27 protein-coding genes are annotated in these 26,187 nt (G+C 62.6%); 9 read left to right on the forward strand and 18 right to left on the reverse strand.

Going from position 1 to position 26,187, the window contains the following annotated elements; translation table 11 throughout:
* Positions 1–147: 147 nt before the first annotated feature.
* The 7 genes from B7Y43_RS08430 to B7Y43_RS08460 form a co-directional block, all read right to left on the reverse strand.
* A complete protein-coding gene (locus B7Y43_RS08430) occupies positions 148–759 on the reverse strand; it encodes a 50S ribosomal protein L25/general stress protein Ctc (RefSeq protein ID WP_374131192.1) in 612 nt (203 codons plus the stop codon).
* A gap of 121 nt (positions 760–880) precedes the next feature.
* Positions 881–1,744: a TraB/GumN family protein gene (locus tag B7Y43_RS08435; RefSeq protein WP_374131193.1), complete on the reverse strand. Its 864-nt coding sequence runs from the start codon at positions 1,742–1,744 to the stop codon at positions 881–883.
* 13 nt (positions 1,745–1,757) lie between these two features.
* Positions 1,758–2,687: a TraB/GumN family protein gene (locus B7Y43_RS08440; RefSeq protein WP_374131194.1), complete on the reverse strand. Its 930-nt coding sequence runs from the start codon at positions 2,685–2,687 to the stop codon at positions 1,758–1,760.
* A gap of 43 nt (positions 2,688–2,730) precedes the next feature.
* Positions 2,731–3,147, reverse strand: coding sequence for a hypothetical protein (locus B7Y43_RS08445; RefSeq protein ID WP_374131195.1), 417 nt, complete (start codon positions 3,145–3,147; stop codon positions 2,731–2,733).
* Between the two features lie 22 nt (positions 3,148–3,169).
* Positions 3,170–3,619: a hypothetical protein gene (locus B7Y43_RS08450; protein ID WP_374131196.1), complete on the reverse strand. Its 450-nt coding sequence runs from the start codon at positions 3,617–3,619 to the stop codon at positions 3,170–3,172.
* Positions 3,606–3,821, reverse strand: coding sequence for a helix-turn-helix transcriptional regulator (locus B7Y43_RS08455; RefSeq protein ID WP_374131197.1), 216 nt, complete (start codon positions 3,819–3,821; stop codon positions 3,606–3,608). Before B7Y43_RS08455 ends, B7Y43_RS08450 begins: the two co-directional genes overlap by 14 nt.
* A gap of 139 nt (positions 3,822–3,960) precedes the next feature.
* A complete protein-coding gene (locus B7Y43_RS08460) occupies positions 3,961–5,055 on the reverse strand; it encodes a TraB/GumN family protein (protein WP_374131198.1) in 1,095 nt (364 codons plus the stop codon).
* A 181-nt stretch (positions 5,056–5,236) separates the two neighbouring features.
* Between B7Y43_RS08460 and B7Y43_RS08465 the strand changes: the two genes are divergently transcribed.
* The 6 genes from B7Y43_RS08465 (at position 5,237) to B7Y43_RS08490 (ending at position 12,773) form a co-directional block, all read left to right on the forward strand.
* Complete coding sequence (locus B7Y43_RS08465) at positions 5,237–6,076, forward strand: glycine--tRNA ligase subunit alpha (RefSeq protein WP_374131199.1); 840 nt, start codon at positions 5,237–5,239, stop codon at positions 6,074–6,076.
* The gene (locus tag B7Y43_RS08470) at positions 6,037–6,552 is read left to right on the forward strand and encodes an endonuclease domain-containing protein (RefSeq protein ID WP_374131200.1); all 516 of its coding nucleotides are present in this window, start codon (positions 6,037–6,039) and stop codon (positions 6,550–6,552) included. The genes B7Y43_RS08465 and B7Y43_RS08470 overlap by 40 nt, the downstream gene beginning before the upstream one ends.
* Positions 6,549–8,846: a glycine--tRNA ligase subunit beta gene (gene glyS, locus B7Y43_RS08475; RefSeq protein WP_374131201.1), complete on the forward strand. Its 2,298-nt coding sequence runs from the start codon at positions 6,549–6,551 to the stop codon at positions 8,844–8,846. Before B7Y43_RS08470 ends, glyS begins: the two co-directional genes overlap by 4 nt.
* A gap of 125 nt (positions 8,847–8,971) precedes the next feature.
* Complete coding sequence (gene ppdK, locus B7Y43_RS08480; protein ID WP_374131202.1) at positions 8,972–11,638, forward strand: pyruvate, phosphate dikinase; 2,667 nt, start codon at positions 8,972–8,974, stop codon at positions 11,636–11,638.
* 38 nt (positions 11,639–11,676) lie between these two features.
* Positions 11,677–12,252, forward strand: coding sequence for a DUF1214 domain-containing protein (locus B7Y43_RS08485; protein ID WP_374131203.1), 576 nt, complete (start codon positions 11,677–11,679; stop codon positions 12,250–12,252).
* Positions 12,249–12,773 carry a DUF1254 domain-containing protein gene (locus B7Y43_RS08490; protein WP_374131204.1) on the forward strand — a complete coding sequence of 175 codons (525 nt, stop codon included), beginning with the start codon at positions 12,249–12,251 and terminating at the stop codon, positions 12,771–12,773. The genes B7Y43_RS08485 and B7Y43_RS08490 overlap by 4 nt, the downstream gene beginning before the upstream one ends.
* On the opposite strand, the gene B7Y43_RS08495 is transcribed toward B7Y43_RS08490, so the two are convergent.
* From B7Y43_RS08495 to B7Y43_RS08530, 8 genes are all read right to left on the reverse strand, one after another.
* On the reverse strand, positions 12,770–13,735 hold the full coding sequence (locus B7Y43_RS08495) for a hypothetical protein (protein ID WP_374131205.1): 966 nt from the start codon (positions 13,733–13,735) through the stop codon (positions 12,770–12,772). The genes B7Y43_RS08490 and B7Y43_RS08495 overlap by 4 nt on opposite strands.
* Before the next feature lie 76 nt (positions 13,736–13,811).
* On the reverse strand, positions 13,812–14,819 hold the full coding sequence (locus tag B7Y43_RS08500) for a type II secretion system F family protein (RefSeq protein ID WP_374131206.1): 1,008 nt from the start codon (positions 14,817–14,819) through the stop codon (positions 13,812–13,814).
* An 18-nt stretch (positions 14,820–14,837) separates the two neighbouring features.
* Positions 14,838–15,812: a type II secretion system F family protein gene (locus B7Y43_RS08505; protein WP_374131207.1), complete on the reverse strand. Its 975-nt coding sequence runs from the start codon at positions 15,810–15,812 to the stop codon at positions 14,838–14,840.
* Between the two features lie 42 nt (positions 15,813–15,854).
* The gene (locus B7Y43_RS08510) at positions 15,855–17,162 is read right to left on the reverse strand and encodes a pilus assembly protein CpaE (RefSeq protein ID WP_374131208.1); all 1,308 of its coding nucleotides are present in this window, start codon (positions 17,160–17,162) and stop codon (positions 15,855–15,857) included.
* Positions 17,162–17,848, reverse strand: a complete 687-nt coding sequence (locus B7Y43_RS08515) for a CpaD family pilus assembly protein (RefSeq protein WP_374131209.1) — start codon at positions 17,846–17,848, stop codon at positions 17,162–17,164. Before B7Y43_RS08515 ends, B7Y43_RS08510 begins: the two co-directional genes overlap by 1 nt.
* Before the next feature lie 26 nt (positions 17,849–17,874).
* A complete protein-coding gene (locus tag B7Y43_RS08520) occupies positions 17,875–19,449 on the reverse strand; it encodes a type II and III secretion system protein family protein (protein ID WP_374131210.1) in 1,575 nt (524 codons plus the stop codon).
* A gap of 1 nt (position 19,450) precedes the next feature.
* Entirely contained in the window at positions 19,451–20,467 is a 1,017-nt protein-coding gene (cpaB, locus tag B7Y43_RS08525; RefSeq protein ID WP_374131211.1) for a Flp pilus assembly protein CpaB, read from the reverse strand.
* 50 nt (positions 20,468–20,517) lie between these two features.
* A complete protein-coding gene (locus tag B7Y43_RS08530) occupies positions 20,518–20,991 on the reverse strand; it encodes a prepilin peptidase (RefSeq protein WP_374131212.1) in 474 nt (157 codons plus the stop codon).
* 47 nt (positions 20,992–21,038) lie between these two features.
* On the opposite strand from B7Y43_RS08530, the gene B7Y43_RS08535 reads away from it, so the two are divergent.
* The gene (locus tag B7Y43_RS08535; RefSeq protein ID WP_374131213.1) at positions 21,039–21,983 is read left to right on the forward strand and encodes an alpha/beta fold hydrolase; all 945 of its coding nucleotides are present in this window, start codon (positions 21,039–21,041) and stop codon (positions 21,981–21,983) included.
* Between the two features lie 4 nt (positions 21,984–21,987).
* Positions 21,988–23,088: an FAD-binding oxidoreductase gene (locus tag B7Y43_RS08540; protein ID WP_374131214.1), complete on the forward strand. Its 1,101-nt coding sequence runs from the start codon at positions 21,988–21,990 to the stop codon at positions 23,086–23,088.
* On the opposite strand, the gene B7Y43_RS08545 is transcribed toward B7Y43_RS08540, so the two are convergent.
* Positions 23,089–23,262 (reverse strand): YegP family protein, encoded by a 174-nt coding sequence (locus tag B7Y43_RS08545; protein ID WP_374131215.1) that lies wholly within the window; start codon positions 23,260–23,262, stop codon positions 23,089–23,091.
* 264 nt (positions 23,263–23,526) lie between these two features.
* Here B7Y43_RS08545 and B7Y43_RS08550 point away from each other — a divergent pair, with 264 nt between their 5' ends.
* The gene (locus B7Y43_RS08550) at positions 23,527–24,567 is read left to right on the forward strand and encodes a hypothetical protein (RefSeq protein WP_374131216.1); all 1,041 of its coding nucleotides are present in this window, start codon (positions 23,527–23,529) and stop codon (positions 24,565–24,567) included.
* A 186-nt stretch (positions 24,568–24,753) separates the two neighbouring features.
* Here B7Y43_RS08550 and rnhA read toward each other — a convergent pair whose 3' ends face one another.
* On the reverse strand, positions 24,754–25,233 hold the full coding sequence (rnhA, locus tag B7Y43_RS08555) for a ribonuclease HI (protein ID WP_374131217.1): 480 nt from the start codon (positions 25,231–25,233) through the stop codon (positions 24,754–24,756).
* On the reverse strand, positions 25,230–26,186 hold the full coding sequence (gene thrB / locus B7Y43_RS08560; RefSeq protein ID WP_374131218.1) for a homoserine kinase: 957 nt from the start codon (positions 26,184–26,186) through the stop codon (positions 25,230–25,232). Before thrB ends, rnhA begins: the two co-directional genes overlap by 4 nt.
* Between the last annotated feature and the right edge of the window lies 1 nt (position 26,187).

Here is a 26,187-nt window from a genome sequence, read left to right on the forward strand (position 1 = left end):
TCGGCCATGCCCCCGGCATGGCCTGAACAGCACGGGGTGCTGTTCACCCTGCACTGGCCGGGGTGGGGCCTGTCAACGAGCGCTGTGCTTCATGACAGGCCCCACCCCAACCCCTCCCCTGAAGGGGAGGGGCTTTGGCCCTCACTATTACGCGCCAGCGGCGTCGGCAGCTTCGCCTTCGCTCGACTTGAGCGCTGATGGGGCAACGATCGTCGCGATGGTGAAATCGCGGTCTTCGATGGTCACCTTGCTGCCCTTGGGCAGGGTCACGCTCGAAATATGGATCGAATCGCCCACATCGAACCCAGCGAGCGAAATCTCGACATCATCAGGGATGACCGAGGCGTCGCACACCAGCTCAAGCTCGTGGCGAACAATGTTGAGCACGCCGCCACGCTTGATGCCGGGCGAGGTTTCTTCATCGATGAAGCGAACCGGTACCTGCACGGTGACGGTCGAATGTTCGCCGATGCGCAGGAAATCGACATGCACGGGCCGGTCGGTAACCGGATCGAACGCGACATCCTTGGGCAGCGTCAGCGCGGCCGTGCCGGCAACGTCCAGGATCACGGTGGAATTCATGAAATGCCCGGTCATCAAAGCGCGCATCAGCGCCTTTTCCTCGAGGTGAATCGAGACGGGGTCTTGCTTGTTGCCGTAAATCACGGCGGGTACGCGGCCTTCGCGACGCAGCGAACGGGAGGCTCCCTTGCCAACCTGTCCACGCGTCTCGGCTGCGAGCGTCAATTGTTCGCTCATGTCAGTCTCCGAGTGTGTTTGGTGTCATCATCCGGCCAAGCCTCCAGGGATGACCCTGACCGGAAGCGCGGCGCTATAGGCGAGAGGACGCAAAAGGGCAAGCCGTGGGCACGGGGGCAGCTTACTGCACGCGCGCGACGCGAAGCCCGCGTGCGCGCAGCATCGCCACGAGCGATTTCGGCCCGACCAGATGCCCCGCGCCCACCGCGATCATGATCGTGCCGGGCTGCTTCATCCGCAGGGCGATCCAGCGGCTCCAGCGCGCATTGCGATTGGTCAGCAGGGCTGCTTCCAGCCCTGGCGCACCCGCAAAAAGTCGGTCGTTGCTGCGCGCCAGCGCAGCGACATTGCCAGCCGACCAGGCGGCCAGCATTGCCGGATAGCCGCTGCTGTCTTCCACTGTTCGGGCAAGCAACAGCCGCTGGTCGCGCTCGCTCAGCGTGTCGAAAAACCCCAGCTGGCTGCCTGCGCTTTCGAACGCGCGTTGTGGCTTGCCGGCAAAGCGCGCCGCCAGCACCGTTTCGACGCCGTCAGCAGGGGTCGCCCCGGCCGCGCGGGCGCGTCCGCTGTCAATGGTGACGGCGGCGGCCCATGTCTCCAACCGGTCGAGTGTCGCGGCGGATTCACCAGCGTTGGCAATAGCGTGGTCAAGCGCGTCGCGATGATCAGCGGGCAGCCGTGCAGCGATCGGGGGCAGGCCGCCGCGCCGGGCGAGCTTGACAAACAACGCGGAAATCACCGCCGGATTGGGCTTTGCGATTTCCGTCACCAATTGGTCCGACGAAGCAATCGCGCGCGTCACCGCCGGTGTTTCCCAATCGACGGACGGGGGCAGCGCGTGGATCGTCCCGAACAGCCAGATTCTGGTGTCGGCGTCGCGGACTAAAAAAAGCGCCGGCCGCGCCGGGGCAGGGCGCGGCCGGTCGCAGCCGGGCAGGGCGATGAAGGCGGCGATCCATAGGGGCGTGATCAGCCGCCATCGCATGTGCCCGAACCCTTCAATAGTTGACCCGGGTGGCGGCCAGATGGTGGGTGCCCAGCTGCACCTGGACGCTGTCCTTGCCGGCCAGATGGCCCGCGCCAACCGCGATAAACACCGTGCCGGGCTTCTTCATCCGTTCATCGATCCAATTCGCCCAGCGGACATTGCGATCGGCGAGCAGGATCTTGTAAAGCTTGGGCAGCCTGTCGATGTCCCTGTTCATGACGGCGCCCAGCGCTTCGGGATCGCCCTTGGTCCAATTGGCAACCATCTCGTCGATGGTTTTAATCCCGTCGTCGAAATCATCGACACCCAGTTCCAGAAACGCAATCTGATCGGCTTCGGGCAGCGTGGCGAAATAACCGAGCTGCTGTTCCAGCGTTTCAAGACCCGTTACAGGCTTCCCCGCCGCTTTCGCGGCGACATCGATAGCGCGCTCAGCACCCGAATTCGGATCATAGCCGGATTTCTGCAGCAAGATGTTGCTCATCGTTACGGCAGCAAACCAGGGATAAAGCTTGTCGAATGCCGTCGGCGGAAAGCCCAGCTTGGCGAGCACGGCTGCATAGGCAGCGCGCTTTTCCGGGTGGAGCTTTTCGGTCAGCGGTGGGCCGTCGGGATCGACGACCAGCGGCAGCAATATCTTCTGGGCTTCCGCATCGCTGGGCAACGGGATTTCGAGCACGACTTCCTTGCTGGCGTCGAAAGCCTTTTTCACGCCTTCGTCGAACCAGCTCAGGCCGGGCTTCAGGACATGGACCGTGCCGAACAGATAAATCGTCGTGTCGTCGTCCTTCACCACCCACAAGGCGGGGTCGGCATCGACCGTGGCGACGGGAGCAGCCGCAGGAGGCGTCGCCGCCGTCTGGGCAATGGCCGGGCCAGCGAGCATCAGGGCAATCGGGCTCATTGCGCCGAGCAGGCGTTTGCGTGTGATCAACATCATGTCTCTCTTCTCAGGGGTAGTTTTGGGGTTTAACGCCAATAAGTCACATAAAACGTCGCTTGACGAACACGGCCAGGACGATGGCCATTGTCGCTGTAAAAATCCCGAATTCACTGATCGGCAGGTTTAGGTCCAGCTTCTGGCCAATGTCCTTCGCCACGAACAGCGTCAGATAGACGACCATCCCGACGTAACAGCTCCACAGATTGGCATCGCGTTCCTGCTCGTCGATGACACGCATATAAATCAGCGTGCCCCAGACCAGGCAGACGACCATCGCCAACACGCCACCGCCAAGCAAAGCCGTGCGCATCAGCCCTGGATCGATGTTCACGCCGATCCCCATCAGCACACCGGCAATGGCGCCTGCCGCAATGGAGCCGATCCACGCCGCACGCTGGTTGCGCAACTGGCTGCGGGCACTGGCCTGCCAGTCAGTGTCGGATGTGCCTTTGCTCATTGCTCAATCCTTGACCGGTTTCTTAGTCGCGCCACTTCAGGATGATGAAGGTGACCAGCGTCACCCCATAGCCGAGCAGGAACAGTCCAAGCGCAGTCGGCGCGGGTGCCAGGCCGCCCGCCGAAAGCACGAACCACGCCGGGTAACCGCCCAGCACCGCCAGCCAGCCTGCCGCCAGCCCGCGCAGATTGCGCCGCGCCGCCAGCTCGTCGATCGTGCGGAACATGTAGAGCGGCAGCCCAATCAGCCCGATCAGCAGGCCGATCGCGCCGATGATCGCGATGGCAGGCGATAGTTGGAGCCCTGTGATGTGCCACAGTGATGGTCCGCCCTCATGCGGATGCGTATCGAATGCGCCGATCAACGACCCGATGACTGCGCCGAAGATAATTAGTCCGATGTACAGTCGGCGCTGGTACCGCTTGCGCGCCAGTGTCGCCAATTCGCCTGGGCCCATCTCACGCGTTGCCATCGGAGCGCTCCTCGCCATCATCGAAAACCTCCTCGATAGCCATGTCGAACAGTCGGCCGATCTTGAAGGCGAGCGGCAGGGAAGGATCATATTTCCCCGTTTCGATCGCGTTGACGGCCTGACGCGACACGCCCAGCCGGCCACCAAGCTCCGCTTGGCTCCAGTCGCGTTCGGCGCGCAGCACCTTCAATCTGTTCTTCATCAGCCCTGTCCACATCCGCGTGAACCCTAGTCAATCGTCCCTGACCCGATGTCAAGGTACACTGACTAAATGCCCCTGATTCGTGATCATGTCAAGTGTCGCTGACAAATAGTCATCCGACCCTGATCTAAACACCCCTTCACTGAACCCGGTCCACCCGCACGCCGCGCATCTCAAGTTGCGCGATCAGCGATCCATCGCCAATGAAATGCCCGGCACCGGCGGCGAACAGGCACGTGCCCGGACGGCGCATCCGGGCGATCAAGGTGGCGGCCCAAGCGGCATTGCGGTTGGTGAGCAACGGCGCTGCGAGCGCGGCAGAGCCGGTGGCGGCGGCAAGATCGATCGTCAGCGCCGAATCGGGGCCAACCTCCCCCTTGGCCCAGGCATGGGTGGCGGCGCGCAGATCAGCCCGGCTGCGGATGGGCGCATCAAGCGCGGCATGCACCATGCGTTGCTGCTCCACCTCAGGCACGGCGTTGACGCTGGCGATCACCTGATCGCTATTTTCAATCGCGCGCACCCGCTTCTTCTGGGCGGTGAACTGCGCTTCCAGCCAATCATCGGCGCCGGGTCCGGGCACTTCACCGCTGCGTAACTCACGCACCAGCGAGATTGCGACGGAGGCGATCCAGCTTGGCATCTGATCGAACAATGTCGCCGCTTCGGGGGGCAGGCTGGCGGTAAAGGCGGCCAGCTTGGCGCGATGATCGGCCCCGACCCGCGCGGACAGCGGGGGCAGCGTAGTGGCGGGTGGCGCTTGGTCCCGCAAGCCGTTGCGCTCCACCGATTCCAGGATCAGTTCGCTCGATCGCGCGATAATGCGGTCAAGCGCGGCCGTCCGCCAGGCAAAGCCCGGTGGCAGGACATGGATCGTCCCGAACAGATAGATCGTCGTATCGCGATCACTAATCCGCCAGATCGCCGGGCGCGGTCGATAGTTTTGCGATAGCTGCGCCAATTGTTCGCTATCGTTCGGCCAATCGGCACCCTCCAGCCAACGCACATCGAAATCATCGGGCGCGACGCGGTCATCGGCCGAGAGGCGCGGATAGCGCAATTGTGGCTGGCCATAGCGCGAGGCCGCGTCATCGTCTGCTACAGCGCGATAGCTGATCGGTGGCGGCTCGCGTGCTGCCACCGGGGCTGAAAACAGCAACGCCGCCATCAGCATTGCCGCATGCCGTGCCCAGCTGCCGCCCAGCGGCGAAAAGGCGACCCTGATCGGGACCATCTGCGTCGATAGATAAGGGTTAACGCGTCGTGCGCAAGCCGATCAGCAGGGCGCACCCGCAACGCTGCGCCATTGACCCGCCCCAATGCCCACGCCAAAGGTGCGCGCGTTCAATATTGCAGGTGCGAAGGTTCGTTCATTGGCCAGCCAGCCGACCCGTTCTCCGTTAAGCTTTCAGGCCATGATCCTGACTCTCCACCGCTATTGGAGCGATCATGGCTGCCTGATTCTCCAGCCTTACGACATGGAAATGGGCGCGGGCACCTTCCACACCGCCACCACTTTGCGCGCGCTCGGGCCCGATGCCTGGAACGCGGCGTTCGTCCAGCCCTGCCGCCGCCCGACCGATGGCCGTTATGGCGAGAACCCCAATCGGCTGCAGCATTATTACCAATATCAGGTGATCCTGAAGCCAAGCCCGCCGAACCTGCAGGAGCTGTATCTCGGCTCATTGAAGGCGATCGGCATCGACATGCTCGCCCACGACATCCGCTTCGTTGAGGATGATTGGGAAAGCCCGACGCTGGGTGCGTGGGGGCTCGGCTGGGAGGTCTGGTGCGACGGCATGGAGGTGACGCAGTTCACCTATTTCCAGCAGATGGGCGGTTTCGACTGCAAGCCCGTCGCGGGCGAGCTGACCTATGGGCTCGAACGCCTCGCGATGTATATCCAGAACAAGGACAGCATCTACGACCTGGCCTATAACGATGCCGGGGTGAGCTATGGCGACGTGTTCCTGGAAAATGAACGCCAGATGAGTGCGTGGAATTTCGAGGTGGCCGACACCGATTCGCTGGTCGACCAGTTCAAGAAGCACACCGCCGAGTGTGAGAACTGCCTTGAAGCAAAACTGCCGATCCCCGCTTATGAGCAGGCGATCAAGGCCAGCCACGTCTTCAACCTGTTGCAAGCGCGCGGCGTCATCTCGGTCGCCGAGCGCCAGGCCTATATGGGCCGCGTCCGCGATCTGGCGAAGGGCGCATGCGGCGCGTGGATGGCAAAAAACGGGTGGGCGGCGTGAACGCAACCGAAAATCCTCCCCGGGACGGGGAGGTGGTGCGCAGCACCGGAGGGGGAAGGCCGCGCACGCTCCGACGGCCGGAAGTATACCAAGCCCGCCGCGCACGCCGGGAAATGAGCTTGCCGGAGGTATTGCTGTGGCAGCGGCTCAAAGGGTCGCCGCAAGGCATCGCCTTCCGCAAGCAGTACCCGATTGGAGCCTATCGAGCCGATTTTTACTGTGCCGTTGCCAAGCTCGTTATCGAGGTCGATGGCATCGCGCACGATATGGGCGATCGACCGGAGCGGGACATCCAGCGGACAATGTGGTTGGAAGCGGCGGGTTACCGCGTTTTGCGGATTATGGCGGCTGACGTTTTGAAGAACGCTGACGAGGCGGCTCAAGCGATCGTTGCGTTTGCGGCGGCCCCCCTCCACCACCAGCCTGAAGAAGGCTGGCGGTCCCCCTCCCCGCTGGCGGGGAGGATTGAAGAGTGACTGACTTCCTGCTCGAACTGCGATCCGAAGAAATCCCCGCGCGGATGCAGGCGAAGGCACGCGAGGATCTGGCGCGCCTGTTCACCGCCGAGCTCGCCGCCGCTGGGCTAGCCGCGCCTGCCATCACCACCTTCTCCACCCCCCGCCGCCTGACCCTTATCGCGCGCGATCTGCCGCTTGAAACCGCAGCGGTGTCGGAGGAGATTAAGGGCCCCAAAACCGCCGCCCCTCCACAGGCGCTCGACGGGTTCCTCCGCAAAACCGGGCTTACCCGCGACCAACTCGTCGAGCGCGACGGCGTCCTTTTCGCGGTGATCGACAAGCCCGGCCGCGCCACCGCCGATGTGCTGGCCGAAGCGATCCCCAACATCATCCGCGCCTTTCCCTGGCCCAAATCGATGCGCTGGGGCGATGCGTCGGCATCGACCGAGAGCCTGAAATGGGTGCGCCCGTTACAGGGCATCGTCGCGCTCCTCGGCGGGGATGTCGTCTCCTGCGCGATCGCCGGTATCACCAGCGGGCGCGAGACGATGGGGCATCGCTTCCATTCCTCGGGCGCGATCAGCATCGCAAGCGCCGCGACCTATGCCGATCAGCTCCGCGACGCGCATGTCATCGTCGATCAAGCCGAACGCGCCCAGATCATCGCGCTCGGCGCGACGATGGCCGCGCGCAAGGCGGGGTTAGAGCTGATCAAGGACGAAGGGCTGCTCATTGAAAATGCCGGGCTCACTGAATGGCCGGTGCCGCTGCTCGGTCGCTTCGACGACGCGTTTCTCAGCGTCCCGCCCGAGGTGATCCAGCTGACCGCGCGCGCGAACCAGAAATATTTCGTGTGCGCGGATGCGGATGGGAATTTGGCGAACGCCTTCATCTGCACCGCCAATATCGATGCGGCGGATGGCGGCGCGAAGATCGTCGACGGCAACCGCAAAGTGCTCGCCGCGCGGCTGAGTGACGCGAAATTCTTCTACGACACTGATTTGAAGGTGAAGCTGGCGGATCAGGCGACGAAGCTCGACCGGATCGTGTTTCATGAAAAACTGGGCAGCGTGGCCGACAAGGTCGATCGCGTCGCCAAACTGGCCCGGTGGCTGGTTGAGGAGGGCATCGTCAAATCCTCCCCGCTCGCGGGGAGGGGGACCAGCGAAGCTGGTGGAGGGGGCGCGCCACAAACGACGGCCTCGCCAGCGGAGAACCCCCTCCACCACCAGCCTGCGGCCGGCGGTCCCCCTCCCCTTGCAGGGGAGGATTTAGAGGAACTCGCCACCCTCGCCGAACGCGCCGCGCGCCTGTGCAAGGCCGATCTCGTCACCTTGATGGTCGGCGAATTCCCCGAGCTGCAGGGCGTGATGGGCGGCTATTACGCCGCCGCGCAGGGCGAAGACCCCCGCGTCGCCGCCGCGATCCGCGATCATTACAAGCCGGTCGGGCAGGGCGATGATGTGCCGACTGATCCCGTGACGGTGGCGGTGAGTTTGGCGGATAAGCTGGATACGCTGGCCAAGTTTTTTGGAATCAACGAGGGGCCGACAGGCTCTCGGGATCCATTTGCTTTACGCAGGGCAGCGATCGGTTGCTTATCGCTGATTATCGACAATCAGCTCCGACTGTCGCTCGCGTCCGCGATCAGCCAAGCACTTCTTCCGAGTGCTCAGGGACTCGATGGTTGGCCTCCCGGTATCCAATTACTGTCGTTCCTAGCCGACCGCCTCAAAGTCCAGCAACGCGAAGCCGGTGTCCGCCACGACCTGATCGATGCGGTGTTCGCGCTTGGTGGCGAGGACGACCTCATCCGCCTGCTCGCGCGCGTCCACGCGTTGCAGGCGTTTATCGGCACCGCTGACGGCGCGAACCTGCTCGCGGGGTATAAGCGCGCGGCGAATATTTTGAAGAAGGAGGGGTACGAAGCCCCCGCCCCAGGCGATTGTCACCCCGGACTTGATCCGGGGTCCCGCTTGTCGACGGCAGAAGAAGAAGCGGGGCCCCGGCTCGGGGGCCGGGGCGACGGTGGAGATGCTAAGTCGTCATCTTACACCCCCGAACCCGCCGAAGCCGCGCTTATCGCGGCGCTCGACGTGGCGGAACCCGCCGCCACGGCCGCCGTCGCGGCAGAGGATTTCGAAGGCGCCATGGCCGCGCTCGCCAGCCTCCGCGCGCCGATCGATGCTTTTTTTGAAACCGTGATCGTCAATGATCCCATCCCCGCCAAACGCACCGCGCGGCTCGGCTTGTTGGCGCGCGTCCGGGGTGCAGTGCACGGTGTTGCTGATTTTTCGAAGATCGAGGGATGACAATTATCACCCCTCCCCTTCAGGGGAGGGGACGGGGGTGGGGGCTGTCCACAAATGCAGCGCCAAGGGGATAGCCCCCACCCCAACCCCTCCCCTAAAGGGGAGGGGCTTTAAGGAGCAAAGAAGTGACAAAGTATGTCTACCGCTTCGGCGGCGGTGTTTCTGATGGCCATGGGCTGAGCAAGGAACTGCTCGGTGGTAAGGGCGCGAATCTGGATGGGATGGCCTCGATCGGCTTGCCCGTGCCCCCCGGCTTCACGATCAGCACCGAAATGTGCACGCGCTATTATGAAGAAGGCCAGGCCTTCCCTGACAGCCTGCGCGCCGAAGTCGCCACTGGCCTTGCCCATATTGAGGGCATTACCGGCAAATCCTTCGGCGATCCTGCCAACCCGTTGCTCGTCTCGGTGCGCTCGGGCGCGCGGGTGTCGATGCCGGGGATGATGGATACCGTGCTCAACCTGGGGCTGAACGACGCGACCGTCGCCGGGCTCGCCACCACCAGCGGCGATGCGCGATTTGCGTGGGACAGCTATCGCCGCTTCATCCAGATGTATTCGGATGTCGTGCTTGAGCTCGATCATGACGGGTTTGAGGAAGCGCTGGAGGTTGCCAAGGAAGATAATGGCTATTTCCTCGATACCGACATGTCCGCCGAAGACTGGCAGGCGCTGGTCGCGGAATATAAGAAAATCGTCGAGCGGCTCTGGGGCAAGCCGTTCCCGCAGGACGTGCATGACCAGCTGTGGGGCGCGATTGGCGCGGTATTCGGCTCATGGCAGTCGGAACGCGCCAAGGTTTATCGCCGGCTCAACAGCATCCCGCATCACTGGGGCACGGCCGTTAATGTGCAGGCGATGGTGTTCGGCAATATGGGCGAAACATCGGCGACGGGCGTGGCCTTCACCCGCGATCCCGCCAAGGGCGACCGCGCGTATTACGGCGAATTCCTGATCAATGCGCAGGGCGAGGACGTCGTCGCTGGCATCCGCACGCCGCAATATCTGACGCGCGCCGCGCGCGAGGCAGCCGGGGCCAAGCCGCTCAGCATGGAAGAGGCGATGCCCGAAACCTATGTCGAACTGGCCGAGGTTTTTGACCTGCTCGAGGTGCATTACCGCGACATGCAGGACATTGAATTCACCGTCGAACGCGGCAAATTGTGGATGCTCCAGACGCGATCGGGCAAGCGCACCGCGTCTGCTGCCCTGAAGATCGCGGTCGATATGGCCAATGAAGGGCTGATCACTGAGGAGGAAGCCGTCGCGCGGGTCGATCCGGCGGCGCTCGATCAATTGCTGCATCCCACGCTTGATCCAAAGGCCGTGCGCGACGTGCTGACGCGCGGGCTGCCCGCATCGCCGGGCGCTGCGTCAGGCGCGGCGGTGTTCGACAGCGAAACCGCGCAGAACCGGGCAGAGCTGGGCGAATCGGTGATCCTGGTGCGCACTGAAACCAGCCCGGAAGACATTCACGGCATGCACGCGGCCAAGGGCATCCTCACCGCGCGCGGCGGCATGACCAGCCACGCAGCGGTGGTTGCGCGTGGCATGGGGCGGCCCTGCGTATCGGGCGCGGGCACCGTTTCAATCGATGCCAAGGCGCGGATGATGCGCGTCGCCGGGCGCGAAGTGAAGGAAGGCGACATCATCACGATTGATGGCGCATCGGGCGAAGTGATGCTGGGCGAAGTGCCGACCGTGCAGCCGGTGCTGGCCGGCGATTTCGGCGTGCTGATGGGCTGGGCCGACAAGGTCCGCCGCCTGCGCGTCCGCGCCAATGCCGAAACCCCGCTCGATTGCCGCACCGCGCGCGATTTTGGCGCAGAAGGGATCGGCCTGTGCCGCACCGAACATATGTTCTTCGATGCCAAGCGGATCACCCTGGTCCGCCAGATGATCCTCGCCGACAGCGAAGCGGGCCGCCGCGCCGCGCTCGACAAATTGCTGCCCGAACAGCGCGGCGATTTCACCCAGATTTTTGAAGTGATGGCCGGGCTGCCCGTGACGATCCGGCTGCTCGATCCGCCGCTCCACGAATTTTTGCCGCATGAGGAAAGCGAATTCGCTGACGTGGCGAAGGCGACCGGCATCGGCATCGAAGCGCTGCGCCGTCGCGCCGGGGAATTGCATGAATTCAACCCGATGCTCGGCCATCGCGGCTGCCGGTTGGGCGTGACCTATCCCGAAATCTACGAGATGCAGGCGCGCGCGATTTTCGAAGCGGCGATCGATGTCGCTGACAAAACCGGCGCTGCGCCTATCCCGGAAGTGATGATCCCGCTGGTCGGCACCCGCAAGGAACTCGAACTGATGAAGGCGGTGGTCGATGCGCAGGCCGTGGCGGTGTTCGCCGAAAAGGGCCGCACGCTTGACTATCTGGTCGGCACGATGATCGAACTGCCGCGCGCCGCGCTCAAGGCGGCGGAGATTGCTGAAGTCGGCGAATTCTTCTCGTTCGGCACCAATGATCTCACCCAGACGACGCTTGGCGTCAGCCGCGACGATGCCGGGCGCTTCCTGACGACCTATGTCGATAAGGGGATTTACGCGACCGATCCGTTCGTCAGCCTTGATGTCGAGGGAGTCGGTGAACTGATCGAGATCGCCGTGGAACGGGGTCGCAAAACGCGGCCCGATATCAAGCTAGGAATCTGCGGCGAACATGGCGGTGATCCCGCCAGCATCGCCTTTTGCGAGACCACTGGGCTCGATTATGTCTCCGCCTCGCCCTACCGCGTTCCCATCGCAAGACTCGCCGCTGCACAAGCCGCATTGAAAAACCGGCGATAATCGGCAACCAGTCATCCAATTGGGATGAGGATGGTTGAATGAAAAGCTGGGCACGCCTGCTGATTGGCGGCGTAGCGGGTGTCTTGATCGGTGGGGCGGCGGCGATTGGCACCGTCCGGGCCGGGTCACTTGGCGCGCAAAATGCAATCGGCCCCTGGATGACGGGCAGCGATTTCGGCACGGCATCGGCCAGCGGCTATACCCGCGCGGTGGTTGCGCTGCGCGGCTTGCTGGCGCTGCCGGCCACCGAAGCGCGCTATTACACCGCCGCAACCGACGATGCCGGTCGGACGCTTGATGGCGCGTGCCGCTATCGCATCACCGGCGGCGCGCTGCCCGCGAAATGGTGGAGCCTGACCTTCTACGATCCGGCCGGTTATCTGGTGCCGAACGCCGCCAATATTTATTCGGTCGGCAGCGCAAGCCTGCCGCCTGCCGAGGCATCACGCTGGACCATCATCGTCGCCCCTGGTCAGCAGCCGGGGCGCTGGTTGCCGACCGGCGGGGCAGGGGCGTTTCAACTCACGCTGCGCGCCTATTTGCCCGCTGATGGCGGCAAGGGTGATTTTACGCGCAGCCAATTGCCGCAGATCGTTCGGGAGGCTTGCGCGTGATCCGGCATTGGCTAGCGCCCCTCTTGCTGGGCATTTTTTGCGGCCTATTGGCCTGGCATGCGACGCTGGCCGTGATCCCGCGTGCGCTGATGGCGTTAGCGGTGCGCCGGGTCGCGACGGCGGGGGGCATCAACAAGATGACGCACGCGCCGATCGTGACCGCCAAATCGCGCGCGATTGTGCGCCCCAGCCCCGATCTGCTCTATTCTAGCTGCCCTTATGACATTGGTGTCGGCCCGGTGCTCATCGATGTGATGCCGGTCGCCGCCCCCTATTGGTCGCTGTCGGTGTTCGATGATCTCACCAATGTGGCGTTTGTTCGCAACAATACACAAAGCGCCAATGCACCGGTGCATGTCGCGCTCGTTCGCGCAGGCCAGAAAGTCCCGGCGGGCTATCAAGCGGTGATGCCGCACGGCACGCGCGGGGTGGCTCTGATCCGTATCCTGATCGATCGCAATGCCCCCATCGACGCAATCGATGCAGCGCGCCGCCAATCGCGGTGCCGCGTTTCGAATTAGGCGTGTTCGGCTGTCGCCATCTCGGGTTCAGCGTCACCATCTTCGCCTGACCCGATTAACGCGGCCTGCAAGCGCCACTGATCATTGGCGATTTGGCCGGGCTTCATCGCGAGGTGAATTTCGATCGATTTCTCATCCTCAGCGCTCAGCTTTTCGATGTCTTCGATTCTGCGGATCCCAAGCGAGGCAAGCCCGGCAGCAAGCACGGGGTCAATCCCCTTGATCCGGGTCAGCTCGGCGGTTTCGGCGTCGATTGCGACGGGCTCGTCATGCTCTTCCCCGGGCACAGGATCAGCGGCCACCTGCTCGGCGACGTCATGCGCCGGGCTATCGGCGGGACCATCGACCAGAACCGCTGCAGGCGCCTCGGGTGCTGGCGCGCTCGTCACATCGTCTGCGTGGTTTGTCTCGAGATGGGGCAGATTTTCATGGCCGCTTGCCATCGCGCTGGCCAACGGTGCGGCAATCGCTGCGGCGATGGGCAGCGCCATGGGGGCGGGCTCTTCAGCCGAGTCCATGGCAACCGGCTGCGGTGTTGGCGCAGCTTCGGGCTCGACCGTTGCGGTTGGGACCGGTGCCTCTGGTTCGGGTTCAGCGGGATGTTCGGGCGCAGGTTCGGCCGCCATCGGTGCCGCGTCGGCGATCCGCTCAGGCACAGGGGTTGGGGGCAGCACTGGCGTGCGGGCTTGCTCGGTCAACGTTGTGATATCGTTACGCAAGCGAACAATTTCTTGAGAAAGAACGTTTTTCTGCGTCTCAAGTTCGGCGATGCGCTGGGTTTTTTCGATATTCAGTCGATCGGTTTCGTCGCGATACTGCGCGTAAAATCGCCGCTCGTCATTGAAGCGCCGCCGCCATTTGCCTTCAAAGGTCGATGCGAAATAGCCCAGCGCCCAGGCCACCACGAGCAATGCGGCCAGGACAGCGATCTGGGCTGGCGAATTGGGCAATTGGGGCAGCATGGCTTGGCCTCACGACATGGATTGTCGTTACCCAGTTTGCCCTTTCACTTCTCCGCAAGCAAGCGCTCAGCGCCGATCAGATGCCGCCCGAAAAGGCATCCGAGATCGAACACGCCGCTGGCCCCAAAATGACGACGAAAAGCGTCGGCAAAATGAAGAGAATCAGCGGAATCGTCATGATCGCGGGCAGCCGCGCCGCTTTCTCCTCGGCACGCATCATCCGTTCATTCCGAAATTCCGCCGACAACACGCGCAGCGCAGAAGCGAGCGGTGTGCCGTATTTCTCGGTCTGCACCATGGTCGTCACCACTCCCTTCAGCGCATCGAGCTTGACCCGCAAAGCGAGGTTTTCAAAGGCCTGCCGACGTTCCGACAGAAAGCCCAGTTCGATTGCGGTAAGCGTGAATTCATCGCCGAGTTCAGGATAAGCGCGGCCAAGTTCGCGCGCTACGCGATTGAACGCGGCATCCACCGTCAGACCGGCTTCAGCGCAAATCACCAGCAAATCGAGCGCATCGGGCAATCCCTTGCGGATCGCATCCGATCGTTTGGTGATTTTGTTGTTCAGATAGAGATCGGGTGCCTTGTAGGAGAGGATAAAGCTGCCCGCGACGAGGCCATAGGCCTTGAGCGGCGACCAATCGGCAAACATCTCTGTCCCATAGACCAAATAGAGCATCGTCCCGCCCAATATGACGGGCATCACCATGCGCGCGAAAATGACCGCGACGGCATATTCTTTTGATCGGATACCGGCCTGCATCAGCTTGATCTGGGCGGCCTTCACCTGGCTGTCTTGCAGCACCTGCAGCGACTGAAGAAAATTGCGCATGCGATCGGTCGTGCGGTTCTGCCGAACCAGCTTGGCCCGGCGTTTCGCGGTCGAAGCGGTAATGCCCGCTTTCAACTGCTCACGGCGATCGTTGAGCGCCTTGACCCGCTTCGTCATCGGATCGTTGACCGTCATCACCGCATAGATCGCGACGAGCACCATGAAGGCGCAGACGCCAGCGAGCAGCGTCGCGACGCTGGTCACATCGACCCCGAGGATCGTCGGTCCGGCAGAGGCACCCTGGAATTGCACGCGCAGTTTTTCCCGTCGCTAGATTTCGAAATTGACCATTTTGGCCATGATGAACGCCCCGATCCCCATCCACAGCAGCCCACCGCCGCCAGCGACCATCAGCCGCGGGTCGACGAAAAAATTCTGCATATAGCTGCTGTTGATCATCCAGATCATGCTGAACACGATGAACGGCAGCGACCCGACGATATAGGCCGATGCCTTGGATTCCGACGACATCGCCTTGATCTTCAGCTTCATCTGTCCGCGCATGCGCAGCACGGTCGCCAGATTGGCAAGCGTTTCGGCAAGATTGCCACCCGTCTCGCGCTGGATCGCGATCGTGATCACAAAGAATTGAAATTCCGGCGTGCCCAGCCTGTCAGCGGTTTCCTGCAGCGCCACGTCCATGGTCCTGCCGATCTTCATCTTGTCCGTGATCGACCGGAATTCCACGCCTACGGGGCCATCCACTTCGGCGCCGACAACAGCCATGGTCTCGCCGATGGGCAGCCCGGATCGCAAGCCACGCACCAGCAGCTCGATCGCATCGGGGAATTTGGCGGTAAACTTGGCGATGCGCCGCTTGATGAAAAAGCCCACCACCATATGGGGCAAGCCCGCGCCGATGATGATGCCCACCAGCAAGGCCAACAGGACCGGCACGCCGCGAAGCGCCAGCAATGCTGTAACGACGACGATGATGCTCATCGTCGCCGTGCCATATTGGCCGACGGTCCAGGTCTTGCCCGTCATCATCAACCGCTTCTTGAGCAGCGCCGGATTGGGCAGGAAGCGCATTGCCGCTGCATCCATCCGGGTTGAACGATGCTGGGTAATCCGGCGCAAATGCGCCTCTGCTACCGCGCCGCTTGCGCCATTATGGCGATTGGTAAGGGTGCGTAGCCGCCGCACTTTGGCGCGCTCTGGTGATGGCCCGGCAAATGCAAACGCGATCAACCCCAGCACGACCAGCGCGCCGAAGCACAGCAGCATGAAGGGGAGCAAATTCATTCAACGCGCCTTTTTATTCACCGTTTGCCCACGGGCAATCATTCATGATTTCGTCTTTGCCGCCCGTTTCGTGATCAGCCCGCGCAGCGTGCCAAATTTGCCCATCAGCGAGCTTTGACCAGATCCGGATTTAGCCGCCTTGCCAGGCTTGCCGCTATTCTGGTCATGGGACCCATCGGCGACGACCAGCAATTTGGTCGCCAGTTCATGCAGTGGCGCGATTGCCTTTGATCCCTTGCCGGTTTCAGCAATGGCCTTGCCCAGCTTGGCTGCCTGCGCCGCCGTTTTCTGGTCAAAGCCGATCGCGAAATCGATCTTGCGTTCAATCGACCCTTCAAAATCCTTGCGGGAAATTTCGAGCTGGCCACCAACATGGACCTTGTTGGCGACAACGAAGACATGCGTTTGCGGGGCATTGGATTTCAGCCACGACAGGATGCGGATCGAATCGCGCGCCGCCGCCAGCGTTAATTCAGTGACGACGACCGCCAACTGCACATCGCTGATCAAATGCGGATGATTGACGAGCATGGCGCGCGGCAAATCCGTGATCGTGCATTCAAACGCTGCACGCATTTCTTCCTGCAGCTGATAAAAGGCCGATCCATCGCTGATCACCGGCGAATTGATCGGGGCCTCGGCGGACAGGATCGACAGCCTTTCGCTCGATTTCACCATCGCGCGTTCGATGAATAGGCCATCAATGCGGCTCGGATTTTCAATCGCATCGGTAAGGCCGCGACCGGGTTCCAGATCTAGCGCCAGGGCGCCGGTGCCGAAATGAACGTCCAGGTCGAGCAAAGCCGTTGTCCGGCCCATTTTTTCGCTGATCAACCAGGCAAGCGAGGTCGCGACCGAGGACGCGCCGACGCCGCCGCGCGTGCCGATCACTGCTGCCGAACAATGCGGCCGTTCAGCCGACATATCGACAACCTTTGGCGCGTTGAGCAGCGCCTGCGCGGTTGCAAAGGCATCGCGCAGCATATCTGGATTGAACGGCTTGAGCAGGTAATCCTGAATGCCGCTTGCGACGAGATCGCGATAGAGGCGGACATCGTTGACCTGCCCGGCGGCGATAACCACCGTGCCGGGTTCGCAAACTTCCGCCAGCGCGTTGATATCGTTCAGCGGATCGCCGCTTTCCGATAGATCGACGAACAGGATATGGGGGCTGGCCGACACCGACAGGGTCTGGACGGCATTGCGCAAGCCACCTTTATTGACCTTTTCGGGTGCCCAGCCGAGTTCCACGGCGATCGGTCGCAGCGATTCAGCCGTCGTCTCATCGCAAACAAAGGCAACAAAGGGTTCACGCGTGCCAAGGCGGCCCGGATTGAAGGGGGCGTTCATCAGCCTTCACCCCCGCCGCTCGACGATGCGCCGCCGCTGCCACCCGCGCTGGCGCCGCCAGCAGCGCCGCTGGTTGTACTGGTACCGCCCGATCCGGTGCCGGACCGGAGCGCCCTGATCGCGCGCGACCCGGTCGCGGGATCAGAGGTCGCGCCACCAGGCTGACCACGGACGAGGTCTTCTGGTTGGGCGACCATCGACGCCAGATTGGAATTGATCGCACAGCCATGGTTTGAGGAGGTATGGGCGTTGAAGTTGAACGTCCCCGCATCGTGATTGTCCGGGCAACTCGGCACAGATGCCGTTGTCCGGGTGAGGATGATGCGGATCGCGCCAGGGCCGGGCGGCGTCGCTGAAATCGGCACCGCATCGGCCAGGAACAGGCCGTAACGCCCGATCACTGCGGCAATATCGGCGCGTGCCATGCTGTTGATTCCGGCCGGATCATCAAGCGCGATCTTGTCGCCATAGCCAAGCCGCAGCGTGCCCAGCCAGCCCGATAGCCGCTGGAGTTCGCCAGCGGATGGGCGGCCATAATCGGTCGTCATATCAAAAACATAATCGGTGCGGGTGACAACCGGCTGGTGAACCGATTCCAGGCCGCGATTGTCCTGCATCGACCCAGCGCATCCGGCCATTAACAGGGCCGGAGCAGCCAGCACGATAATCGAGAGACGGTGGAACATGATCTTCTCCCTGCGGCGATACGCGGTCATTTGAGGCTGAACCCTGGGGCGGCACTGCTGCCGGCCTTGCGCGGGTTGGGGACGATGACCTTGGCGTCCTCACGAATGGGCTGCGTGGGGCTGGGGCCGAGCGGCAATGGGCTGACCGCGCCAATGGCGGGTTGGCTCGATGCCGGCGCGACGCTGGGCTTGGGCCGATCTTCGGTCTCCGAGCCGCGCGATAGCGAGCCCATAAACACCCGATCAAGGTCGCTGGGTGACTTATAGCCGTCGGTCGGCAGCACAATCTCATTCGCGTTGACTGGCTTCACCAGATACGGGGTGATCACGATTACCAGCTCGGTTTCGTCACGCTGGAACGAGTTAGAGCGGAACAGCGCACCAAGCACCGGCACATCGCCAATCCCGGGCGCCTGCGAGATTGAGTTGTTGTGGTTGTTCTGCAGCAGCCCACCGATCATCAGGCTCTGGCCCGAGCCGAGCTCGACCGTCGTCTCTGCCCGGCGGGTTGTGAGCGCGGGGATGGTGGTGCCATTGATCTGAACCGCGCCAGCCGAAGTCAGCTGCGATACTTCCGGGCGGACGCGCAGCGAGATGCGGCCGTCTGATAGCACCGTTGGGGTATAGACCAGGCTGATGCCATATTGCTTATACTCGACTGAGACAGCGCCCAGGCCCTGGCTGATCGGGATCGGAATTTCGCCACCCGCCAGGAATGTCCCCGTTTCGCCCGAAAGCGCGGTGAGGTTTGGATTGGCGAGCGTGGAGACCAGCCCTTTGCGTTCACCCAGATCGAGTGAGGCGAGCAGATCCGCGCCAAAATAGCGCCCGGCAAGGCCCAATGCGGTGCCAAAAGCGGGGCTGTTCGGGAATTGGAACAAGGTAGCGCCGGGCGTCAAACCATTTTGATCGACCGTCGTCGTTGGGGTGGTGTCACCCGGAACGGTCGAAATCCCCCCCTGGCGGCCCTGCGCAATGTTGAACAACGGATTGCCGCTGGCGCGGTTCTGGATGTTGACGCCGATATTCTTGATGAAAGAGCGGCTGACCTCAGCAAATTTTACCTGCAAATTCACTTGCAGTGGCGTCGCGGTTTTCAGGCGCACCAGCACCTTGGTCGCATCGCCGACATAGGCCTGCACCAGCCGCTCGGCTTCGGCGGCATCGTCTGGCTGCAGCACCGTGCCGGTCAGCAGGATCAGGCCATTCATCGGCGTTGCAACGATATGGGCATCGGGCATCGCCAGGGACAGCATTTGGCCGACCGAATCGATATTGGCGCCAACCCGGACGCTGGCAGCATAGACGACCGCGCCGCCCTTGCTGGTGGCATAAATCGTGGTTTCCCCGGCGCCCTTACCGAAGACATAGAGCTGGGTGGGCGAACGCACCTGAACATCGGCAATCTTGTCGTCGGCGACGAACAGATCAGTCATTGGCCGGGCCAGATTGATCAGCCTGCCGCGACCGATCGCGACATCGACGGTCGTCGTCGGCGATGCGGCCACGGTCTGCGCGTCGGTTGGCGCGGTACTGCAGATCGCGCTGGCGGCGACCGCAGCCACGATTGGCCATCCGATCAGTTTTGCTGAACTACGCATCCTATTTCTTCCCTCCGACCGAAACGTCGGTCACAGCATTGCCGCGTGCGATGCGGACGATTGGGCCAGTTGCGGCACCGCCCGGAAAGGCAACGCCATTCGGGCCCGTTGTTTCGCTAGCAGGCTTGCCGGGCACCGTGCTGCGCTGGAAGCGCGAGACATCGGCGCCAGTGGCAAAGGTGGAGGCACCTGCTGTGGGACGTGAGGCGATCTTCATGATCATCGCCTTTTCGGCATTGGGATCATTGCCATCGGGAACCGAGACTGAGCCCGACGCAATCGCTTCTTCGAGTTCGGCGTTATTGTCGGCGATTGAGCGCAGCGCGACCGAAAGCGAGCCGAGCGTTTGGGCCACCGTCAACTGTTCGGCGAGCTTCGGGGTCGCCTCGACCGTGATGCTGGAAAAAGTGCGCACAACGGTCTTGCCGTCTTCGCCCACCGTATTGTCGGTGCGCTGATCGGTCGCCAGCACGCGCAAATTGCGCAGCACGGTTTCCGATACTTTTAGCGGCGGGCCATCGCCGCCGCCGGCGACCGTCTGGGTGAGCATCAAATCGATCCGGTCGCCGGGAAAGACAAAGCCGGCAACGGCGGCATTGGCCTGGACTGGCACGGTAACGGCGCGCATGCCGGGTCCGAGCGCGGCGGCCAGAAAGCCACGATCGCCCGGCTTGACCAGCGCGCCCTGGGTAACGGGCTGGCCGGCCGTGATCGCGTTGCGGACCACGGTGCCTTGCAGCGATTTCAAATCGGTTTGCTTCTTCAGGAAATAGGCGTTGTCGACCAGCTCTTTGGGCCAGGGCTGAAATTTCAGCGCAGTTGCGTCCAGGATCGTGCCAACCGGCAGTGCGCGGGTCGCGACCAAAACCTCAGGGCCATCGACTTGCTGGACGGGTTGGACGACGGCTGCGCCCGCGACGGGCGTGCTCGACCCGGCGACCAGACTGCGCGCCATGAATGCCGTCAACGCCGCCACGATCAGCGCGCTCACCAAAAGTATGATCTTCTTACCATCCATGACACATTCGGCCTTTTCGGACGCGGATCGGTTGATCCGTCGTTAAGCATTCACGTAAATTGGTTAAAAACTGGTTCCTGAACCGCCAAAAGGCCGGCGATTGCGATCGCCACGCCATAAGGAATCTCGATCGGTGCCTTGTCCTGCCGTCGCCAGCGATCGATCATCATCACCAGCGTCAGCCCGCCGCCGATCAGCGACATCATGATCAGCAGCCAGATCATCGGTTGGACCGGGAACCATAATGCCAGCGCGCCGATCAGTTTGACGTCGCCGCCACCCATCTGGCCAAGCGCGAAGGCACCCACAAAAAAACCAAAGATAACAGCTGCAAAGCCGATCTGGATCGCGATATCGGGCCAAAACGTCATGCCGTTGGCCACCCACCACGGCACCGCAAGCACGACGATCAACGCATTTTTCCAATTGGCGATTGTGCGCAGCCGCACGTCCTCTATCCCTGCCGAAACAAGGATCAGCGCGAGCAGCGCTGGCATCAAAGCGACGAGATAGTCCCAGTTCATCAAGCTTATCCCTAGACGGAACGGCTTTCTAAAAAGTAACCAACGCCATGGCCTCTCCACTTCTTTATCGCCGCGCGATTCCTGCTGCGGCCCGGATCACCCATTGGACAGCCAGCGATGGCTGGGCGCTGCGGCGGTTCGATTGGCCGGCGGAGGGCACTCCGCGCGGCAGCATCCTGTTTCAGGGTGGGCGCGGTGATATCTTTGAAAAATATCTGGAATTATTCGCGCATTGGCATGGCCAGGGATGGGGGGTTACCTGGTTTGACTGGCGCGGTCAGGCCGGATCCGGGCGGCTTACGCCCAACCCCCAGGTTGGCGATATCGATAATTTTTCAACTTATATTGTTGATTTTAAAGAATTTTTCGATGCCTGGTCGGCACAGGCAGCGGCGCCGCAGATTGTGGTGGGCCATTCAATGGGCGGGCATTTGGTGCTGCGCGCGGCGGTGGAGGGGGTGGCGAAGCCCGATGCTTTGGTGCTGGTCGCGCCGATGCTGGGGTTGAAGACCGGCTTTGGGGCCGCCCTTGGCGAGCGCGTTGCCCGGCTGATCGGCGGCATCGGCAACGCCATGCGGCCGGCGTGGAAGGGCAATGAAAAGCCCGGCGCGCTCGATACCCGCCAATCGCTGCTGACGCATGACGCCGAACGCTATGCCGATGAAATCTGGTGGCAGGAAACCAAGCCGGAGATCGTCACCGGACCACCGAGCTGGCGCTGGGTGATCGAGGCTTTTGCCTCCACCCGCCAGCTTCGGGCTGAGTCGCGGCTAAAGGCGATGCGCATTCCAACGCTGATGCTGGTGCCGACGGCGGATGAGCTGGTTGATGCCAAGGCCGCGATCGTTTTGGCCCCAAAGCTGCATGATTGCCGTTTACTGCGGTTCGGCAAGGAAGCAGCACATGAGGTGCTGCGCGAAGTCGATAGCGTCCGCAATCGGGCGATCGGGGAAATCGATATCTTCCTGGCCTCGCGCGCGCAGCAGGGTTGATCGGATGATATCACCCCATGGCCGCGTCGATATCGCGATCATTGGTGCCGGTATTGCTGGGGCCAGCCTTGCCGCTGAACTCGCGCCGCACGTCCGCGTGCTGTTGATTGAGGCAGAGGATATGCCCGGCTATCATTCGACCGGGCGCTCGGCTGCATTCTGGCATGAAACGCTGGGCGGGCCGCATGTCCAGCCGCTGACTCGCGCTTCTTACGACGCGCTCGACCGCGGCGGCTTTTTGAAGCTGCGCGCGTCATTGGCGGTGGCCGAGCATGATGCTTTGCCGTTGCTTGACAAAATGGCAGCCGATTTCGCGGGCACTGGGGTCGGCCTCACGCGGCTTGATCATGACGGGGTGCGACACTGGGTCCCGCGCGCGCGGCCGATACTGGTTGCCGGGCTACTCGAATCAACCGGCGCGGATATCGATGTCGCTGGCCTTCACGCTAGCGTGCAGGCGGCGTTTCGCCGGGCAGGCGGTGAATTGATCACATCGCGCCGGATTGATGCGATTGAACGGTCTGGCAGCGATTGGGTGCTTCGCGCCGGGGATTGGTCGGTTGCCGCCGGCATCATCGTCAATGCGGCCGGGGCCTGGGCCGACGGGGTTGCGTTGATGGCCGGCGCGCACCCCATTGGCATTCAGCCCAAGCGCAGGACGATCGTTCAGGTCCGGGTTTCGACTGATGATGTGCCGGAAACTCTGCCGCTGGTGGTCGATATTGCCGGCAGCTATTATTTCCGGCCAGAGGGGGCCAATCGGCTATGGCTCTGTCCGCATGATGAAACACCGGTTGAGCCCGGTGATGCCGCGCCCGAGGAGATCGACGTGGCCATCGCGATCGATCGGTTTGAGACGGTGACGGACTGGAAGGTCGTTGCGGTTGAACGCAAATGGGCCGGCCTGCGGAGCTTCGCGCCCGATCGCCTGCCGGTGTTTGGCTTTGATCCCAAGACACCGGGCTTTTTCTGGTTTGCCGGCCAGGGGGGCATTGGCATCCAAACCGCACCCGCCGCCGCCTTGCTGGGCGCGGCGCTTATTCTTGGTCAGGCCGGGCCGGCGGGCATCGATGCGGATCGGTACACGCCAGCCCGGTTTGGCTGATCAATCTTCCTCGACGACTTCGGCGTCGGCAGAGCCCTTCACATTTTCGATGCATTTCAGCGCACCGGCCTTCGCCGAATAGCCCTCGCTCGACGTTGCCAGGATGTTGCCATTCTGGTGCTTCAGCCGCCACCGCCACTCACCGGCCTTGTCCTTGTAAAGCGTAAAGGTCATCGATTCGGCTCCTCTTGCTCATCGGTCCCGATATGGTTGCGCGTTGCTGCGCGGGGATCAAGCCAGAGTTGGCATCGGGGCTGGAAGTGGATTAGCTTTCGCACGATGGCGGGGCGATCCTATCTCGGCAGCATTGGTGGCGGGCTTCGTTGGGGCGCAACGCGGATCGGTCAACGCCTGCGCCCACGCATGCCGCTGCGGCTGCGGCTAACCCATCAAACACACAGTATTTTTGGCGTAGATGGCGCTGACCGGCGTCGGCAGATGTCCGTCGACAGCCCGTTGGATCTGGCCGCTTTTAATCCGCAGCACAGCCAGCGCCGCGCCGACGTTGCCCGAATTTTTGACGCCATCGGGCTGGCACCCTTTCCAACCCAGCTCTGGCGATTTGTCGATTCAGCCGATGACCCGCGCCAGGGTGCAGATGATTTCCTGCGCGCAATCGGTATCAGCCCAGCGCGGGTGCAGGCAGGCGATGCAGCGGAAATCGACCGGGCCAATGAAGTGCTCGAATTGCTGTTCGGGATCGACACGGTCTTTGATCGCGTCGCGCCCAAGGTCGCGGCGGCGCTGGAAGCACGGCTTTGCTCCGGCGATTATGCGGCAGTTCGCGAAGCCGCTGGCGCTGCGGACACGTTTGAACGCATCGCGCGGCTCGGCCGGCGGTGGCCGAAATCGGACCGGATCGCCGTGCTCGATGCGTTTTTGGAGGAAGTGGAAGCCGGGCTTGCCAATCCGCTGGCCATCCGCGCCACCGATGTCGCGCTGGCCGAAAGGATTGGTGACAGGCTCAGCCGTCAGATGATGGCTTTTGACGCAGCGATGCAGGCCACCTGGGCGCTGCATTATTCCCTTGCGATGCGCTGGCCGCCGCATTGGGGCGCGACCGAGGCATGGATTAGATCGTCGGCGCTGGCGCGGGCTGAATCACTGGAAAAAGTCCTGCGTCGCGATCGGCGATTGCGCCCGCGCGATGTCGACATGACGATTCGGCGCCTGGAAAGCGCCAATGCCCGGCTCGAACGATTGACCGCGCGGATCAATCGCCGCAGCGTCAGGAACGGTCCGGATGCCGCCCAAATCCGGCGCAAGTCTGCCCTGACCGACCTTGACCAGGCGTTTGCGTTTTTCGAAATGGATCGGACATCGCGGCTTGATCGCAGCGCGCTGCGACAGCGATTCAGGGCGCTGGCGCGGAAGCTGCATCCGGATCAGGCTGAGCCGGACGCGGCATCACAACAAGCGGCCCATGCACGGTTCGTGACGCTCAACCGCCATTATGATCTGCTCAAGCTGCAGCTATAGCCGCCACTAGAGCAAAGTGCTTGAAGTTTGAATCACCCCCCGTTTGTCCTGAGTAGGGGCTGAGCTTGTCGAAGACCTGTATCGAAGGACCTGCCCCATTCGCCGTCCTTCGATATGCCATTTCGACAAGCTCAATGGCTACTCAGGACAAACGGATCATGTTTTCAGCACAATGCTCTGGTCCGATCAGGCTGAACGCGCGCGCGCTGCCGGTCCGGCCGCAATGGCGGCGGCGCTGGCCAGCGCATCGGCACGCTCATTTTCCGGGTGGCCGGCATGGCCCTTCACCCATTGCCAGGTGATCCGGTGTGGCTTGGCGGCGGCGAGCAATGCCTGCCAGATATCAGCGTTCTTGACCGGCTTCTTGTCGGCGGTCTTCCAGCCATTGCGCTGCCAGCCTTTGATCCATTTGGTCAGGCCATCCATCACATAGCGGCTGTCGGTATAGAGCGTCACCGCGCATGGGCGCTTCAGCGCATTCAAGGATTCGACCACCGCCATCATTTCCATGCGGTTGTTGGTGGTCAGCGGCTCGCCGCCGGAAATCTCGCGCTCCTTGTCGCCCATCCGCAGCACCGCGCCCCAGCCGCCGGGGCCAGGATTACCCTTGCACGCGCCATCGGTGAAAATTTCGACCTTGGGAAGTTCGCTAGCCAGATCACTCATTGAAACAGCGTCTCGCCGTGCGTGCGGTAAAAGTCGAGCCGGCGCAGATAGGCAAGCGGATCCTTGCGCGTCACTAGTGCGCCGGGTGGTGTGTTGAGCCAGTCCCAAGCGCGGGTCAGCAGGAAGCGAATACAGGCGCCCTGTGCAAGCACCGGCAGCGCGGCGCGTTCCGTCACGCTGAGCGGGAAGGCGGCATCATACCCCTCTACCAATGCCGCGCCGATCGCAGGTTCAGCGGGCGCGCCACCTGCATCAAATGCCCAGGCGCTATGCGTGACCGCGAGGTCCCAAGCGCGGATTTCGGTGCAGGCGAAATAAAAGTCGATCAGCCCGCTGACCCGGTCGCCCAGCATCAGCACATTGTCGGGGAACAGATCGCCATGGATTGTCGCGCGCGGCAGGTTGGCAGGCCAGCGCGCGAGCACATCGCCGAGCGCGCCGTCTACGGTGTCGTAAAGGCCGGGCTGGATTGTATCGAGGTTGCGTCCGCAACGGGCCAATAGCGCAGGCCATTCATCCGGCCCCTGGGTGTTGCTGCGTTCCAACGTGAAATCGGCCAGCGCCTGGTGCATCTGGCCAAGCGCTGCCCCCACGGCGCGCGCCTGCGCCGGATTGGGGTGCGAGACCGATACGCCGGGCAGAAATTCGATCAGCGCTGCCGGGCGTCCGGCAAGGTCGTGGATGGTTTGGCCGATCCGGTCGGGCAGGGCCCGCGGCACATGGCAACCGCGCTCCGCGAGATGCCCGAGCATCGCGAAGAAATAGGGCAGGTCGCTTTCATGCACGCGTTTTTCATACAGCGTCAGGAAAAAGCGCCCCTTGGTCGTATCGACCATGTAATTGCTGTTCTCGACACCTTCGGCGATCCCCTTGGCGGACACCAATTCGCCGAGATCGAAACGCGTCAGAAATTCGGCCAGCGCCTCTGCCGAGACGTGGGTGTAAACTGCCACC

The sequence above is a fragment of the Sphingomonas sp. 28-62-20 genome (assembly GCF_002281505.1).